The sequence below is a fragment of the Clostridium sp. RTP31139st1_H3_RTP31139_211217 genome, from assembly GCF_040227035.1.
In the GTDB taxonomy this organism is placed as follows: Bacteria; Bacillota; Clostridia; order Clostridiales; family Clostridiaceae; genus Clostridium; species Clostridium saudiense.
In genome coordinates this window covers 1-16273 of sequence record NZ_JBCOAB010000032.1, presented here as the reverse complement: position 1 = coordinate 16273, position 16273 = coordinate 1, and the positions used below count along the sequence as shown (strand labels likewise).

Annotated in this window: 15 protein-coding genes, 2 tRNA genes and 1 other annotated feature; of the genes, 15 read left to right on the top strand and 2 right to left on the bottom strand. The window is 29.7% G+C overall.

Translation table 11 applies throughout. From position 1 onward, the window contains the following. The first annotated feature begins 14 nt into the window (after window positions 1-14). From rpsR to argS, 8 genes are all read left to right on the top strand, one after another. The gene (rpsR, locus tag ABUA17_RS13010; protein ID WP_005209834.1) at window positions 15-257 is read left to right on the top strand and encodes a 30S ribosomal protein S18; all 243 of its coding nucleotides are present in this window, start codon (window positions 15-17) and stop codon (window positions 255-257) included. A 180-nt stretch (window positions 258-437) separates the two neighbouring features. Continuing rightward, a complete protein-coding gene (locus tag ABUA17_RS13005) occupies window positions 438-731 on the top strand; it encodes a MazG-like family protein (protein ID WP_042397463.1) in 294 nt (97 codons plus the stop codon). A gap of 21 nt (window positions 732-752) precedes the next feature. Then, window positions 753-2705, top strand: coding sequence for a DHH family phosphoesterase (locus ABUA17_RS13000; protein ID WP_042397248.1), 1953 nt, complete (start codon window positions 753-755; stop codon window positions 2703-2705). A gap of 24 nt (window positions 2706-2729) precedes the next feature. Next, entirely contained in the window at window positions 2730-3176 is a 447-nt protein-coding gene (gene rplI / locus ABUA17_RS12995) for a 50S ribosomal protein L9 (protein ID WP_042397251.1), read from the top strand. A 12-nt stretch (window positions 3177-3188) separates the two neighbouring features. Next, on the top strand, window positions 3189-5087 hold the full coding sequence (gene lonC / locus ABUA17_RS12990; protein WP_042397255.1) for a Lon family ATP-dependent protease: 1899 nt from the start codon (window positions 3189-3191) through the stop codon (window positions 5085-5087). Window positions 5088-5247: 160 nt separating this feature from the next. Then, window positions 5248-6585, top strand: coding sequence for a replicative DNA helicase (locus ABUA17_RS12985; RefSeq protein WP_042397260.1), 1338 nt, complete (start codon window positions 5248-5250; stop codon window positions 6583-6585). 156 nt (window positions 6586-6741) lie between these two features. Beyond that, window positions 6742-7542, top strand: coding sequence for a pyrroline-5-carboxylate reductase (proC, locus tag ABUA17_RS12980; RefSeq protein WP_349818034.1), 801 nt, complete (start codon window positions 6742-6744; stop codon window positions 7540-7542). A gap of 102 nt (window positions 7543-7644) precedes the next feature. Then, window positions 7645-7868, top strand: a binding site (T-box leader). A 52-nt stretch (window positions 7869-7920) separates the two neighbouring features. Continuing rightward, on the top strand, window positions 7921-9678 hold the full coding sequence (gene argS, locus ABUA17_RS12975; RefSeq protein WP_195951401.1) for an arginine--tRNA ligase: 1758 nt from the start codon (window positions 7921-7923) through the stop codon (window positions 9676-9678). A 162-nt stretch (window positions 9679-9840) separates the two neighbouring features. Here argS and ABUA17_RS12970 read toward each other — a convergent pair whose 3' ends face one another. Then, on the bottom strand, window positions 9841-11013 hold the full coding sequence (locus ABUA17_RS12970) for an NAD(P)-dependent malic enzyme (RefSeq protein WP_042397270.1): 1173 nt from the start codon (window positions 11011-11013) through the stop codon (window positions 9841-9843). A 172-nt stretch (window positions 11014-11185) separates the two neighbouring features. On the opposite strand from ABUA17_RS12970, the gene ABUA17_RS12965 reads away from it, so the two are divergent. From ABUA17_RS12965 to ABUA17_RS12950, 4 genes are all read left to right on the top strand, one after another. Further along, the gene (locus tag ABUA17_RS12965) at window positions 11186-12472 is read left to right on the top strand and encodes an adenylosuccinate synthase (protein ID WP_042397273.1); all 1287 of its coding nucleotides are present in this window, start codon (window positions 11186-11188) and stop codon (window positions 12470-12472) included. A gap of 114 nt (window positions 12473-12586) precedes the next feature. Further along, window positions 12587-12787 carry a hypothetical protein gene (locus ABUA17_RS12960; RefSeq protein ID WP_042397276.1) on the top strand — a complete coding sequence of 67 codons (201 nt, stop codon included), beginning with the start codon at window positions 12587-12589 and terminating at the stop codon, window positions 12785-12787. 79 nt (window positions 12788-12866) lie between these two features. Beyond that, window positions 12867-13049, top strand: a complete 183-nt coding sequence (locus ABUA17_RS12955) for a DUF1858 domain-containing protein (protein ID WP_042397278.1) — start codon at window positions 12867-12869, stop codon at window positions 13047-13049. A 79-nt stretch (window positions 13050-13128) separates the two neighbouring features. Beyond that, a complete protein-coding gene (locus ABUA17_RS12950) occupies window positions 13129-13881 on the top strand; it encodes an acyl-[acyl-carrier-protein] thioesterase (protein WP_042397281.1) in 753 nt (250 codons plus the stop codon). Window positions 13882-13894: 13 nt separating this feature from the next. Here ABUA17_RS12950 and ABUA17_RS12945 read toward each other — a convergent pair whose 3' ends face one another. Continuing rightward, window positions 13895-15139, bottom strand: coding sequence for a BaiN/RdsA family NAD(P)/FAD-dependent oxidoreductase (locus ABUA17_RS12945; protein ID WP_055291502.1), 1245 nt, complete (start codon window positions 15137-15139; stop codon window positions 13895-13897). Window positions 15140-15407: 268 nt separating this feature from the next. Between ABUA17_RS12945 and ABUA17_RS12940 the strand changes: the two genes are divergently transcribed. The 3 genes from ABUA17_RS12940 to ABUA17_RS12930 all read left to right on the top strand — a co-directional run bounded on the left by ABUA17_RS12940 (window position 15408) and on the right by ABUA17_RS12930 (window position 16272). Continuing rightward, complete coding sequence (locus ABUA17_RS12940) at window positions 15408-15989, top strand: hypothetical protein (protein WP_042397288.1); 582 nt, start codon at window positions 15408-15410, stop codon at window positions 15987-15989. 125 nt (window positions 15990-16114) lie between these two features. Then, window positions 16115-16189: transfer RNA gene (locus ABUA17_RS12935), tRNA-Glu, on the top strand. 7 nt (window positions 16190-16196) lie between these two features. Continuing rightward, window positions 16197-16272, top strand: a tRNA-Val gene (locus tag ABUA17_RS12930). Window position 16273 lies beyond the last annotated feature (1 nt).

Below are 16273 nucleotides of genomic sequence, written 5' to 3'. Positions count from 1 at the left end.
AAGGAGGGAACATCATGAGAGAAATGAAAAGATCTGGAAAGATGAGAAGATCTAAGAGAAAAGTATGCGCTTTCTGTGTAGATAAAGCTGAATCAATAGATTACAAAGATATCAACAAATTAAGAAAATTTGTTACAGAAAGAGGTAAGATTCTTCCAAGAAGAATCTCTGGTACTTGCGCTAAGCATCAAAGACAATTAACTGATGCTATAAAGAGATCAAGAAACATAGCTTTATTACCATTCACAACTGAATAGTAATTAGTTTATTAGCCCCTGGTTGTCAGGGGCTTTTATTTTTATATAAGAAAAAAATTACATAATTTGTAATAAACACCCCTATTTAGTTGCAATAATATAGAAAAATAATTAAAATATAAATACAAGGTATTGAATAGGGGTGAGAATTTAGTGAAGAAAAAAGAAGAATTGAATATTATGGCAAATATAAAAATAATAGAAGAGCTTAAAGCTAACTTATTATGTATTATAGGAGAATTCTTTTTACTATTAACAAGAGGAACAAATGTTGCAAAAGATTCTATCTTAAATTGTATAGCAGGAGCTATTTTAATTTTATATGTTTTAGCTCAAAAATTAGGATATAGTTGTAATGAAGTAGATGATGAATTAAGAAAAAAATTAAAATTAGGTATAGCGGAAGAACATGAATATGAGAAAGAAGGTAAAAGTTTAACAAAACTTCAAAATCATATTAAAGGACGTTATTAATATAAAATTTAGGAGGCTTTTATGAAACAAAAGCTCAAAATGTATAGATCTTTATTAATAGCAATTATAGTTATTATTTTTGCAATAATACTTTATTATTTTGGATATTTTTATATAGCTACTATTATATTAGCTATATATGTAGCCTTTAAAGAGTATTTAAATATTGATAGAGAACTAAACAATAATAAGTTTAATAGTTTAACTGATAAAATTAAGGCTAATATAAATGATAATATTTCTAATATGTCGTATCCAATAGCTTTAATTGATAATGAGGGAAATATACTTTGGGCTAATAAAAGATTAAAAGAAGAATTAAATTTGTTAGATTTACAGGAGCAAAATATACTTAGTATAGGTAGAAATCTTGATTTACATAAGTTATTAAAGTGTGATAAGGATTTAAGCCAAAGAATAAAGATAAAGGATTCTTTTTATAGTATATACGCTAACAATATAGGTGATGAAAATATTAAGTATAATGAATCAAAATATTTAGTTTATTTTAATGAAGTAAGTAATTTGAGAGACTTATATTCAACAAGAGAAAGTATAATGTTAATTGAGGTAGATAATCTATCAGAAGCTCTAGAGAGAACAGATGAGACAAATAGACCTATGCTTGCTGCTGAAGTTGAAAAAGAAATAAATTCTTATAGCAAAAAATTAAAAGCTATGATTGTTAAGTACGAATATAATAAGTATTGTTTATCAGTGCAAGATAAATATATAAATGATGAAATTAATTGTAAGTTTAATATTTTAGATAAGATTTCTAGCATAGATAGAGGTAATAAGTTAGAAGTTACTTTAAGTATTGGAATAGGTAGGGGTGGAGATAACCCACAAGAAAACTATAATAACGCCATGACAGCTAGGGAATTAGCATTAGGTAGAGGTGGAGATCAAGTAGTTATTAAAAATAATGAAAAAATAAGTTTCTTTGGCGGAAATACTCGTGAATTAGAAAAAAGAACTAGAGTAAGAGCAAGAGTAATTGCACAAGCTGTAAGAGAACTAATATTTGAAAGCAGTAATATATTTATTATGGGTCATAAAAATCCTGATATGGATTCATTAGGTGCATCTGTTGGATTATGGTCAGCTATAAGACAATTAGGGAAAAATTGTAATATTATAATTGATAATGATACAACTGCAATTGATTATTATATGACAAAGCTTAAAAAAGGTGACAAATATGATAATTTATTCATATCTAGTGATGAAGCAGAAAAAAATATTAATGAAAAAACGTTATTAATTATAGTAGATGTGCATAATAAAGGATACGTGAATAATTTTGGTATTACTGAAAAGATTAATAGAAAGATAATTATAGATCATCATAGAAGAAGCCCTGACATAATAGAAGGAGCATTATTAAATTATATAGAAGTATATGCATCGTCTACTTCAGAGATGGTAACAGAATTAATTCAATATATGCTACAAAAGCCAAGAATACCTAAAATAGTAGCAGAAGGCCTTTTAGGTGGAATTTTTATGGATACAAAAGGATTCCAATTTAAATCAGGGGTTAGAACATTCGATGCAGCTGCCTTTTTAAGATCTTTAGGTGCAGATACTATTGAAGTTAAAAAAATGTTTACTGATAGTTTAGAAGACTACTTACTTATATCTGATACTATAAAAAGTGCAGAAGTGCATGAAAATTTAGCTATTGCAGTTTGCCCTGAGAATGTAAATAATACTGTTATAGTAGCAAGGGCTGCAGATGAGCTATTAGGAATATCAGGAATAGATGTGTGTTTTGTTTTATGTAAAATAAATGATTCAGTTAATATTAGTGGTAGATCTACTGGTGAGGTTAATGTTCAAGTTATATTAGAAGAGCTTGGAGGAGGAGGCCATATGAATATGGCTGGAGCTAAGGTAGATGGTACAATAGATGAAGCAATTAATGTGTTAAAAGAGGCAATTAATAAGCATTTAGAGCTTAAGGAATAAAACATTAAAGGATAGGTGTATAATATGAAAGTAATTTTACTACAAGATGTTAAAAAAATGGGTAAGAAAGGTGATGTTATAGAAGCATCAGATGGATATGCAAGAAATTATTTATTTCCAAGGAAATTAGCAGAAGAAGCAACTGCTAATGCATTACATGTTGTAAATGCTAAAAAAGAAAATGAAAGAAAGAAAAAACTTGCTGAATTAGAAGCAGCACAAAAATTAGCTGCTGAATTAAAGGGTAAGGAAGTAACTATAAATGCTAAAGCAGGCGATAATGGAAGATTATTTGGAGCAATAACTAACAAAGATGTGGCTGAAGTAATTAATAGCCAATTCAATTTATCAATAGATAAAAAGAAGATTGTTGTAAATACTATAAAAGTTGCTGGAACATACGAAGTTGAAGTTAAACTATATCCAGAAGTATCTACAAAAATGAAGGTTAATATTGTTCCGAAACAATAAGGAGGATTAACATTGGATTTATATAACAAAGGGGCAAGGTTAGAAGAGATTTTAGAAGAAAACTTGCCAATAGAAGTAAAGGTTAATGTACTATTTGATGTGCTTAAAAATGTTTTAGATGAAGGTGCAATTAGAGCTAGAACTATAAGATTTAAATTACAAAAGTATGTTAATTCAACAAATATAAATGAAAGAGTATATGCATTAGATGTTATAGCATCTGATGGAAATGGAGCTAAAGTTGTACCTTCTGATGAAGATTTAGAAAAGTCTTTAGAAGATGTTGTTTATTGGATATCAGAAAATATAGCTAAGAAATATGTACAAAATAAAATAGAAGCTGATGTTGAAAAAGCTTTAGTCGAAAGACAAGATAAGTTTATGGATGAACTTAGGGTTTCGATAATAAAGAAGCAAAAGGGAAAAGAAAACACTAAAACTACAGCTAAGTTAGAGAGATTAGAAAAGTTAGACGCAAAGCATATTAATAAAAATGTTATGTCACTTTTAAGACCTGAAAATTTTGAAGAAGTAGTAGGGCAAGAGAGAGCTGTAAGATCATTAATTTCAAAAATGTCTTCACCATATCCTCAGCACATAATTCTTTATGGGCCACCAGGGGTTGGTAAGACTTCTGCAGCAAGACTTGCATTAGAAGCTGCTAAAAAATTAAAGTTTACTCCATTTGATGAAGATTCAAAATTTGTTGAAGTTGATGGAACTACATTAAGATGGGATCCAAGAGAAATAACAAATCCTTTATTAGGATCTGTACATGATCCTATTTATCAAGGAAGTAAAAGAGATTTAGCTGAAGTAGGTGTTCCAGAGCCAAAGACTGGATTAGTTACTGAGGCACATGGAGGAGTATTATTCATTGATGAAATTGGTGAATTAGATGAGATACTTCAAAATAAATTATTAAAAGTTTTAGAAGATAAGAGAGTTGAGTTTTCATCTTCTTACTATGATCCAGATGATGAAAATATCCCGGCATATATAAAATATTTATTTGATAAGGGAGCACCTGCTGACTTTGTATTAATTGGTGCAACTACAAAGGATCCAAGTCAAATAAATCCAGCTTTAAGATCAAGATGTACAGAGGTTTATTTTGAACCTTTATCATCTAAGGATATTGAAGGAATAGTGAACAATGCATCTGAAAAGCTAAATGTAGAGCTTGAAGATGGTGTTGGTAGACTAATTAGTCAATATACTATTGAAGGTAGAAAGGCTGTAAATATATTAGCTGATGCATATGGATATTCTTTATTTAATGAAAATGGAGAAGAATCAAAAAATAAAATAACATTAAAAGATGTTGAAGAAGTTATTTCAATTGGAAGATACTCTCCGTTTGAAAGAATAGATAATCTAGATAAAGGTGAAGTTGGGCATGTATATGGATTAGGCGTAAGCGGATTCTTAGGTTCTACGATAGAAATAGAATCAACTGTATTCCCAGCTAAGAAAAAAGGGCATGGAACTATCAAATTTAATGATACAGCAGGTTCTATGGCTAAAGATTCTGTATTTAATGCGGCATCAGTAATAAGAAAGATAACTAATATGGATATTAATGATTATGATATTCATGTAAATGTAATTGGTGGAGGAAAGATTGACGGACCTTCAGCTGGAGCTGCTATTACAGTTTGTATAATAAGTGCTCTTACAGATAGACCTATACGTCAAGACATTGCTATCACTGGGGAAATTTCTTTAAGAGGAAATGTAAAACCTGTTGGCGGTATATTTGAAAAAATATATGGTGCTAGAAGAAAAGGAATTAAACTTGTTGCTATCCCTAAGGATAATGAAAAGGAAGTTCCTCTAGGACTTGAAGATATAGAAGTTAAATCTATAAATCATATAGAGGAACTTATGGAGATAGTATTTGAGAAGTAATGTAGATTAAGCTTCCTGTAGTGGGAAGCTTAATTTTATTATGTGAAGAAATATACTTATTATTCAAATTGATAGGGAAATTAACTTTTTGTATAATAAGCTTATAAGAAATAAAAAGTAATTAAATTTATCTAATTACAAATTTGGAGGTAGGTTACTTATGGAATCACCTATGATGAGAAGTTTACCGCAAAGTATTGAGGCAGAACAATCTGTTATAGGGGCAATGATAATAGATAAAAGTGCCATTGCTCAAGTTTTAGAAAAGCTTAATGAAGATGATTTCTATAGGGACGGTCATAAGGCTATATATAAAGCTATTAAAGAGATGTATGCTAAGGATATGGCTGTAGACTTAGTTACTATATTAGAATATTTAAAAACTACTGATATGCTTGATAAAGCAGGGGGAGTTACATACATATCTGAATTAAGTGCATCTGTACCAACAACAGCCAACTTAAGTTCGTATATAAAGATAGTAGAAGAAAAATCTACATTAAGAAAGCTAATAAAGGCTTCAACATCCATTATTGAAGAGAGTTACAATAGTGGTGGAGATGTAGAAAAGGTAATTGATCTAGCTCAAAAAAAAGTTTTTGATATAGCGGAAAAGAAGGACTCTAAAGAATATGAATCACTTTCGAATGTACTTGAAAGAGGATTTTTAGAAATAGAAAGATTATTCAATAATAGAGGAGCAATAACAGGAGTTGGATCAGGAATAAAGGATTTAGATGCAAAAACATCAGGATTCCAAAAAGGTGATATGGTTCTAATTGCAGCTAGACCTTCTATGGGAAAAACTACTTTCTCTTTAAATATTGCAGAAAATGCAGCGTTAAAAGAAGGAAAAAGTGTAGTAATATTCTCACTGGAAATGTCTAAGGAGCAATTAGCATATAAGTTATTATGTTCTCAGGCTAATGTTGATATGTTAAAGCTTAGAACAGGTAACTTAGAGGATGATGATTGGGAAAGGATAGCAAGGGCAACTGGACCTTTAGCTAATGCAAGAATTTATATTGATGATACTGCTGGTATAAGTGTCATGGATATGAGATCTAAATGTAGAAAGATAAAGATGGAACATGGAATTGATATGATTCTTATTGACTACTTGCAGCTTATGTCTGGTAGTGCTGGCAGTGATAATAGACAACAAGAAGTATCTGAAATTTCAAGATCTATTAAAGCACTAGCAAAGGAAATGGAATGTCCAGTAATAGCATTATCTCAGTTATCTCGTGCTCCAGAGCAAAGAGCTGACCATAGACCAATGCTATCTGACTTAAGAGAATCTGGATCAATTGAGCAGGACGCCGACGTTGTTATGTTCTTATATAGAGATGAATACTATAATAAAGAAACAGAAGAAAAAGGTATTGGTGAATGTATTATAGCTAAGCAAAGAAACGGACCAGTTGGAACTGTTAAGATGGCATGGATTGGTGCTCACTCTAAGTTTGCTGATTTAGAACTAGTACACAAAGAATAGTTAATAGTCTTAAAATAGTTAATAGTTAATAGTTTTGAGTTAATAGTTAGGGATGAAACTCCTAAGGAGTTTCTAGATAATATATTTTTTAATTCAGCCTAAGCTGAATTTATTCATTAATTATTAACTATTAACTAAAATAAAGGTTGGTGTTGTATGAATAGAAAAATTGGATTTATAGGTTGTGGAAACATGGGTAAAGCTATGTTAGGGGCTCTAGTTAAGGCTGATAATATTAGCAATGATAATATTATAGTTTCTACAAAAAGCAAAGCATCTGCAGAAAAGATTAATGACGAGTATGGTGTAAAATCAACTACTGTTAATAGTGAAGTTGCTAAGGAAGCAGATGTGCTATTTCTAGCTGTTAAGCCTTATTTCTTCAAAGAGGTTATTGAAGAGATAAAGGATCTAGTTAAGGATGAGGCAATTATTATTTCAATTGCTGCAGGAGTTACAGTAAATCAAATTGAAGAATGGTTTGGCAAAGAAATTAAATTAGTTAGAACAATGCCAAATACACCAGCTTCAGTTGGTGAAGGGATGTCTGCTATTTGTCCAAATGGAAATATAACAGAAAATGAATTAAATTATGTAGGTAGTTTATACAATTTATTTGGTAAGTATGAAGTGCTTGAGGAAAAGGATTTTCATGCTTTTATTGCATTATGTGGTTCTTCACCAGCTTATGTTTTTATGTTTATTGAAGCAATGGCTGATGCTGGAGTTAAACTTGGCTTACCAAGAGCAAAGGCTTATAAATTAGCAGAACAATCAATATTAGGTTCAGCAAAATTAGCTTTAGAAACAGGTAAGCATCCAGGAGTACTTAAAGATGAGGTTTGTTCACCTGGTGGAACTACTATTGAAGCTGTAATAGATCTTGAAAAAAACGGATTTAGAAATACTGTAATAAGTGCAGTTGAAAAATGTGCAGATAAATCTAAAAACATGTAATGAATTTATTATTTAAAAAATTTATTGTGGCAATGTATTAATTAAACATATATAATATTAAATAATGAATAAATTTTTATTATAATGAAATAATTAAGAATATAAAATTCTATGAAAAGAAGAGTACTTATTCAGATGTATTTTACAGCGAGTAGGGGTAGAGTGTAAGCCCTATAAAATATAGAATAGGGAAGAGGAACTTGGAGAAGCTGCTTGAGTATAAGTTAATACTATATGAGGGTAAGCCGTTAACTGCGTTAAAGTTTTGAGTGAACTAAATTTTTTAGTTAAATTGAGTGGTACCGCGGAAATATTCCGTCTCTTTGTATGAAAAGAGACGGATTTTTTATATGTTTAAGACAATAAGGAGGTAAAGTTATGAAAATATTTATTGAAAAAATAAATGATGTAGTAAAAAATGCTTTTGAAGAGCTTGGATATGAAAGAGAAACAGGTAGGGTAAATGTATCTAATAGACCTGACCTATGCCAATATCAATGTAATGGAGCTTTAGCAAATGCTAAAAAGCATAAAAAAGCACCAATGATAATAGCACAAGAGGTTGTTGAAAAGTTAAATGATAATAAGATGTTTTCAAAATTAGAAGCTGTAGCTCCAGGGTTTATTAACATGAATATTAATGATGAATTCTTAATAGATTATGTTAATGAAATGAAGAAAGATGAAAACTATGGTGTTTCAAAAGCTACAGAAGTAAAAAAGATAGTTGTTGATTACGGTGGAGCTAATGTTGCTAAGCCATTACACATAGGACATTTAAGATCAGCAATAATAGGTGAAAGTATAAAAAGAATTGCAAAGTTCTTAGGCCATGATGTTATTGGTGACGTTCATTTAGGAGATTGGGGACTTCAAATGGGAATGGTAATATCAGAAGTTGAAAGAAGAAATCCTTCTTTACCATACTTTGATGAAAGTTTTACTGGAGAATATCCTGAAGAAGCACCATTTACAATAGATGAACTTGAAGATATATATCCATATGCAAGTAAGCTAGCTAAGAGTGATGAAAAAGTAATGGAAGCTGCAAAGCAAGCTACTGTTGAGCTTCAACAAGGTAGAAGAGGATATGTGGCTTTATGGAAGCATATATTAAATGTTTCAGTTGCTGACTTAAAGAAGAACTATGGAGCATTAGATGTAAGCTTTGAATTATGGAATGGTGAAAGTGATGCACAAAAATTAATTCCAGAAATGATAGAAGATTTAAAGCAAAAAGGATTTGCACAAGAAAGTGAAGGGGCTTTAGTATTTGACGTAAGTGAAGAAACAGATAAGAGTCCAGTTCCACCACTATTATTATTAAAATCTGATGGAGCATCTCTATACGGCACTACTGACTTAGCTACAGTTGTAGAAAGAGTTAGAGATATGAAGGCTGATGAAATAATATACTTAGCAGATAAAAGACAAGGACTTCATTATGAACAATTCTTTAGAGCTGCTAAAAAATCAGGAATAGCACATGAAGATACTGTTTTAGATTTCATAGGTTTTGGTACAATGAACGGAAAAGATGGTAAGCCATTTAAGACTCGTGAAGGTGGAGTAATGAGACTTGCTGATTTAATAAGCATGATTAAAGAAGCTGGTAAAGAAAAACTTAAGGATAATAAAAATATAGCAGAAGAAGACGTTGAAGAAATATCTTCAAAAGTAGGATTAGCTGCATTAAAATATGGAGATTTATCAAATCAAGCATCTAAGGACTATGTATTTGATATAGATAGATTTGCTTCATTTGAAGGTAATACTGGACCATATATTTTATATACAATAGTAAGAATTAAATCTATATTAAATAAAGCAGAAGGCTTTAATGCAGAAAATAGCATTTTAGTACCTCAAAGCGAAGCAGAAAGAGCTTTAATGCTTCAATTAGCTAAATTTAATGAAGTTATAGAATTAAGCTTTAGAGATAGAGCGCCTCATAAGATATGTGAATTCATATATGAACTATCTAACAACTTCAACAAGTTCTATAATGATACAAGAATATTATCTGAAGAAGATGAAGCTAAAAAAGCATCTTGGTTAAGCTTAATAAACCTAGTTAAAAACGTATTAGAACAAGGTTTAGACCTATTAGGTATGGAAAGCGTAGAAAGAATGTAGTTAGCATACTAACATGAAATTAGTTGTATTATCATAAGTGATAAAAAATAGTTTTACTGTATAAGTGAATAAGTATAAATAGAAAAAACAAATGTTGTATTCAAGGTGAGATTTCATTAATTCACGTAAGGATAACATTTGTTTTTTCGTTATTATCATGATTTATATAGTTGCAACTCCACTTTTTATAGCAGCATCTTTAACTGCTTCAGCAACTCTTTTTTGAACTTCTAAATTAAAGGCTTTAGGAATAATATAATTTGGATTAAGTTCTTCATCAGAAACAGAATTAGCAATTGCATGAGCAGCAGCAATTTTCATTTCTTCATTAATTTCAGTAGCTCTAACATCTAAAGCACCTCTGAATATTCCAGGGAAAGCTAATACATTATTAATTTGGTTAGGGAAGTCAGAACGTCCTGTACCTATTACTTTAGCACCAGCTTCTTTAGCATCTTCAGGGAAGATTTCTGGTGTAGGATTAGCCATAGCAAATAAAATAGCATCAGTATTCATTGAAGCGACCATTTCTTTTGATACTATATTAGGAGCAGAAACACCTATGAATACATCAGCATTTTTAATAACATCTTTTAATATTCCAGATTCATTATTTGGATTTGTTATATTAGAAAGCTCAGTAAAATAGCTATTAGTATAAGTAGTATCTCTATTTAAAGCACCATCTCTATCACATACAATTATATTCTTTGCTCCGTAAGATAGTAAAAGTTTAGTTATGGCAGTACCAGCAGAACCAGCTCCATTAACAACTATTTTTAAATCTTCTATATTTTTATTAACTATTTTTAATGCATTTATTAGTCCTGATAAAACAATAATGGCTGTTCCGTGTTGATCATCATGGAAAACAGGTATATTTAATTTTTCTTTTAGCTTCTTTTCAATTTCAAAACATCTAGGTGCAGATATATCTTCTAAATTTATTCCACCTAAAGTAGGAGCAATTCTAACTACTGTTTCAACAATTTCATCTACTTCTTTAGTATCTAGAACTATAGGAAAAGCATCAACTCCAGCAAATTCTTTAAATAATATAGATTTACCCTCCATAACAGGTAATGAAGCTAATGGTCCAATATCACCCAGTCCTAAAACTGCAGTACCATCAGAAATAACAGCAACTGTATTCCATTTTCTAGTGTATAGGTATGCTGTTGATGGATCCTTATGTATTTCTCTACAAGGTTCAGCAACACCTGGAGTATAAGCAAGAGATAAATCTTTTTCGTTTTCTATTTTTACTCTTGAAGATATTTCCAATTTGCCTTTTAAATCTTTGTGAAACTTTAATGATTCTTCATAAATATTCATAACAAAACTCCTTTTAAATATACTTATAATACCATTATACGAATTATAGTTTTATAAAGCAAAAAAATATTCGTAATAATATTGAAATTTTGCAATTACTTTGATACCATGATATATGGGATTATAATGCAATATAATCTATTAGTAAGTCTTAAAAGGAGGCAATGTATAAATGTCAGCATTTATTGTTTTAGGAGCTCAATGGGGAGATGAAGGTAAAGGAAAAATGACAGACTACCTAGCTGAAGAGGCAAATGTAGTTGTTAGATATCAAGGTGGTAACAATGCAGGTCATACAGTCGAGGTTGGAGATAAGCAATATAAACTTCACTTAATACCATCAGGTATATTACACGATGAAAAGCTTAATGTAATAGGAAATGGTGTAGTTGTAGATCCTATAGCTTTCTTTTCAGAAATTGATTATTTAAAAGAAGAGGGAGTTAAAGTAACTCCAGAAAAGTTAATAGTAAGTGATAGAGCACACATCATTATGCCATATCATAAGGTTCTAGATAAGTTAAAAGAAAAAGCAAGAGGAAAAAATGATATCGGAACTACTGGTAAAGGGATTGGACCTTGCTATACAGACAAATTTGAAAGATGTGGGATAAGAGTTTGTGATCTTATAGATAAAGAAGTCTTTAAAGAAAAGCTTAAAGAAAACATAGAAATGAAGAATAAATATATAGTTAATGTTCTTGGGGGAGAGGCATTAAGCTTTGACGAAATATACGAAGAGTATTCTAAGTATGGTGAAAAATTAAAGCCGTTTGTAAAGGATACATCAGTAAGAGTTTATAATGAAATTAAGGATGATAAAACAGTTTTATTTGAAGGTGCACAAGGAATGCTATTAGACATTGACTATGGTACATATCCATATGTAACATCATCAAATACTACTGCAGGGGGAGTAGCTAATGGTGTTGGTATAGGACCAAACATGATTACTAATGCTGTAGGTATAGCTAAGGCTTATACAACAAGAGTTGGTAAAGGACCTTTCCCAACAGAATTAGAAAATGAAACTGGTGAATGGATTAGAGAAAAAGGACACGAGTATGGAGTAACTACAGGTAGATCAAGAAGATGTGGTTGGCTTGATATAGTTATTTTAAAGACTTCAGTTAGAGTAAGTGGATTAACTTCATTAGCAGTAACAAAAATAGATACATTAGCTGGATTAGAAAAGGTTATGATGTGTGTAGGATATAAGTTTAATGATGAGATTATTGATTACTTCCCAGCTAGCTTAGAAGACTTAGCAAAATGTGAACCTATATATGAAGAATTTGATGGATGGGATGAAAGCGTAGCAGAAGCTAGAAGCTATGAAGAGTTACATCCAAATGCAAGAAAGTACTTAGAAAGAATAGAAGAATTAACAGACACTAGAATTTCTATAGTATCAGTTGGTCCAAGAAGAGATCAAACAATGAGAGTAAAACCATTATAATTGGTTAAGATTAAAGAACTATATTAACTTTTAATATAGTTCTTTTTTTATTTGAATAATATTCATTATCTAAGAGCAGAATAATAATAAGTCAAATTTTAAGAGGTGAATATTATGATTGATCAATATACAACTTTAAGTGATATAATGTGTGAAAATCCAGTTGCTGCAAATATATTAATGAGTTATGGAGTTCCTACATATGCTATTACAGAAAATCAATTTTCTACTTTATCAGAGGTTGCTACAAAGTATGGAATAGATATTAATTCTGTTGTAAATCAAATCAATAGTGGCCTAACTAGTTTATATTAAAAGATATATTTGAAAATTACATTTATTTCATATAAAATAGTTTTAGTAGCTATTTTATAAAAGAGGATAGGTGATATCTATGATAACTAAAGATATGACAATTGGTGAAGTAATTAAAATAAATGAAAGTAAGGCTGAAGTTTTAATGAGTTTTGGCATGGGATGCGTTGGTTGTCCATCAGCTCAAGCAGAAACAATTGAAGAAGCAGCTTATGTTCATGGAATAAAACTAGAAGAATTGTTAGAGGCTTTAAATAAATAATAATATAAAAGAACCCATTTTAAATGGGTTCTTTTTAAATAAAATTTTTATTTTTGAAATTAATTAAGGGGTGTGTGAAGTGGGAATTAAAACAGAAAAAGAATATGAAGTTCATTATTATGAAGTAAATTATAAATTAGAGTGCAAAATATCATCTATAATTAATTATTTTTGTGACATAGGAACATTTCAATCGGAGAGTTTAGGAGTTGGAATTGATTATTTAACAGAAAGAAGACTAGCATGGGTTTTCTATAGATATGACATAAATATAAAAAGATATCCTAAGTTTGGTGAAAAAATTAAAGTAGTTACTAAGGCTAAAAGTTTTAAAAAGTTTTATGCTTCAAGAGAATATGAAATATATGATGAAAATAATGAAAAAATAGTAGATGGAGAAGGAATTTTCCTGTTAATTAATATAGATAAAAGAAGAGCTGTAAGAATACCTGATGATCAATATACTGCATATGGTGTAGAATTAGATGAAAAATCAGATATTAAAATTGAAAAATTAGAAAAATTACAAGAAGTAACTAGTAAAAATTTCTTTAAGGTTAGATATGGGGATATAGATTCAAATATGCATGTAAATAACGTTAGATATGTTGAGTGGGCAGTTGAATCACTTCCTTTAGAAATTGTATTGAACTATGAATTAAAAGATCTTAGTGTAGTTTTTGAAAAAGAATGTAAATATGGAGCTGAAATAATAGCATCATATGAATTAAGAGAAGATAATGACGAATTAATAGTACTACACAAAATAGAAAATGATGAAGGTACAGAACTTTCAATACTAAAAAGTAGATGGATAAAATTAAAAAACTAAACTGCTTAGCAGTTTAGTTTTTTTGTGCAATTGATTGTGCAACAGTATATCCAGAGCTCCAAGCCCATTGTAAGTTAAATCCACCACAATCACCATGAACATCTAAAATTTCACCACAAAAGTAAAGATTTGAAACAAGGTTAGATTCTAAGGTATTACAATTAATATCCTTAGTATTAACTCCACCAACAGTAACTTGAGCTTGATTAAAATCGTTAGTACCAGTACAAGTAAACTTCCATCCTTTTAATGTACTAATTAACTTTTTCTTTTCTTGCCAAGATAGTTCATAGCAAGGAATTTGAAGATTTGTAATTCCACATTCCTTTAGCAATATAGGAATTAATTTTTTATTAACTACACCAATTAATGCATTTATTACAGGTCTATGAGCAAGCAATGCAAAATGACATTCTATAAAGTCTTCTAATTCTTCTAATGTATAACTAGGCATTAAATCTACTAAAACTTCAGTTTTATTTTTATTAAATACACTTTGAGAAGCTAAAGCAGAAATTTGAAGAATAGGTGGTCCTGATATTCCATAGTCAGTAAATAATATTTCACCAAAATCCTTTTTTATAGGTTCATCATTAACTAGAAGAGTTGCATATCCATCAAATTTTATACCTGATAATGCTTTTAAGTGATTATAATCTAGTTTTAATTGAACTATGCCAGGTACTAATGCAGTAATTGAATGACCAAGAGATTTTGCTAGTTTATATCCAGTACCATCAGATCCAGTCTTTGGAGCAGTTTTTCCTCCACAAGCTAAAATAACTTTATTAGCTGTGAATAATTTATATGTTTCATTAGTTGTGGATAACTTGAAATTTTTATCCTTGTGGATATCTTTTATTTTACAACCTGTGTATAAAGGTATATTTCTATCCTCTAGTGACATTTTTAAAATATCCACAACAGAAGATGCTTGTAATGATTGTGGATAAAGTTTTCCACTTGGAAGAGCAACTATAGGAAGTCCTAAAGATAAGAAAAGATTTTTTGTATCTTCAAGTGATAATTTTTCTAAGGCACAAAATTGAAAATCTGAATTGGAACTATGATAATTAATGAATGGTGGTTTAATACAATTATTAGATATATTACATCTACCATTACCAGTAGTTAAAATCTTTTTACCAATTCTATCACTACCTTCAACTATAGCTACATCTATTCCAAAATCTTTAGCAGTAATAGCAGCAATCAATCCAGAAGCTCCACCGCCAACAATTATTAAATCATGATGCAATTTAAAACACCCCTTTCGATTAGTTTGGAGTTAGTAGTTAGGAGTCATTAGTTAATAAATAAATTCATCTGTGCTGAATTTAAAAAATATATTTTTTTAGAAACTTCATAGAAGTTGCATCATTAAATACTAAATGAAAACAACTAATTACTAACTATATATTAACTATCTTAATGTTTCGCATTATGTTCTGCAATAATAATTATGTAATTGTAGAATAATAATAAATCAATAAATTTTAGGAATACTAAAAATAGAGGTGAAATTAATGAAGGTTAAGATAATAGATTCTAATTTAGAAGATTATAATAAAGAATTTAAATTGAGAAGAATGAATTATGACCAAGTAGTAGTTAATTATCCAGGAAATTCAGGAATAAAAGTTTTTAATAAAGATTCAGTTGAATTTATTACTGAGAGTGAAATAGATGAATTTTTAATTAGCTATAGTGATTTTTTAAAAATTAAATTAAATAGAGGAATTTCAGTTACTTTATATAAAGCTATTTTAGATACTATAGAAAAAGAGTTTGAAATTGAGTTTAAAGACCTTAATTTATTACGTGATAAATATATTGTTAATAAGAGAGGAATTTGGGAAAAGGAAATTTTATGTGTAATTAATGAAATTATACCTTTAAAAATTATGGCAAGTGGACAAAATTTTAAAAAAAGTGGCTTTAACATAAAAGTGGAAGAAATAAATAAGGAAGAATTTTTTGAAATTTGTTCTTTTGAAATAAAAAAAATAAGTAAAGAAATTAAAGAAAAAGAAGAAATTTTAGCGAGATATGGTATGGCAATAGAAAAAATTAAAAAGCCTGAAAACCCAGTAAAAATGTTGGTTTAGAGGAAAAAAGAAATACATAATAAAAAATATATAAAAAAATTTTAAAAAAAGTGTTGACACTATATATATTTTTAGGTATTATAGGTAATGTGCTCGGGAGAGCGCAGCAAAACAAAAGAAACCTAGGCCCCTTGGTCAAGCGGTCAAGACACCACCCTTTCACGGTGGTAACAGGGGTTCGATTCCCCTAGGGGTCACCATTTTTACGGAAGCATAGCTCAGCTGGGAGAGCATCTGCCTTACAAGCAGAGGGTCACAGGTTCGATCCCTGTTGTTTCCACCAA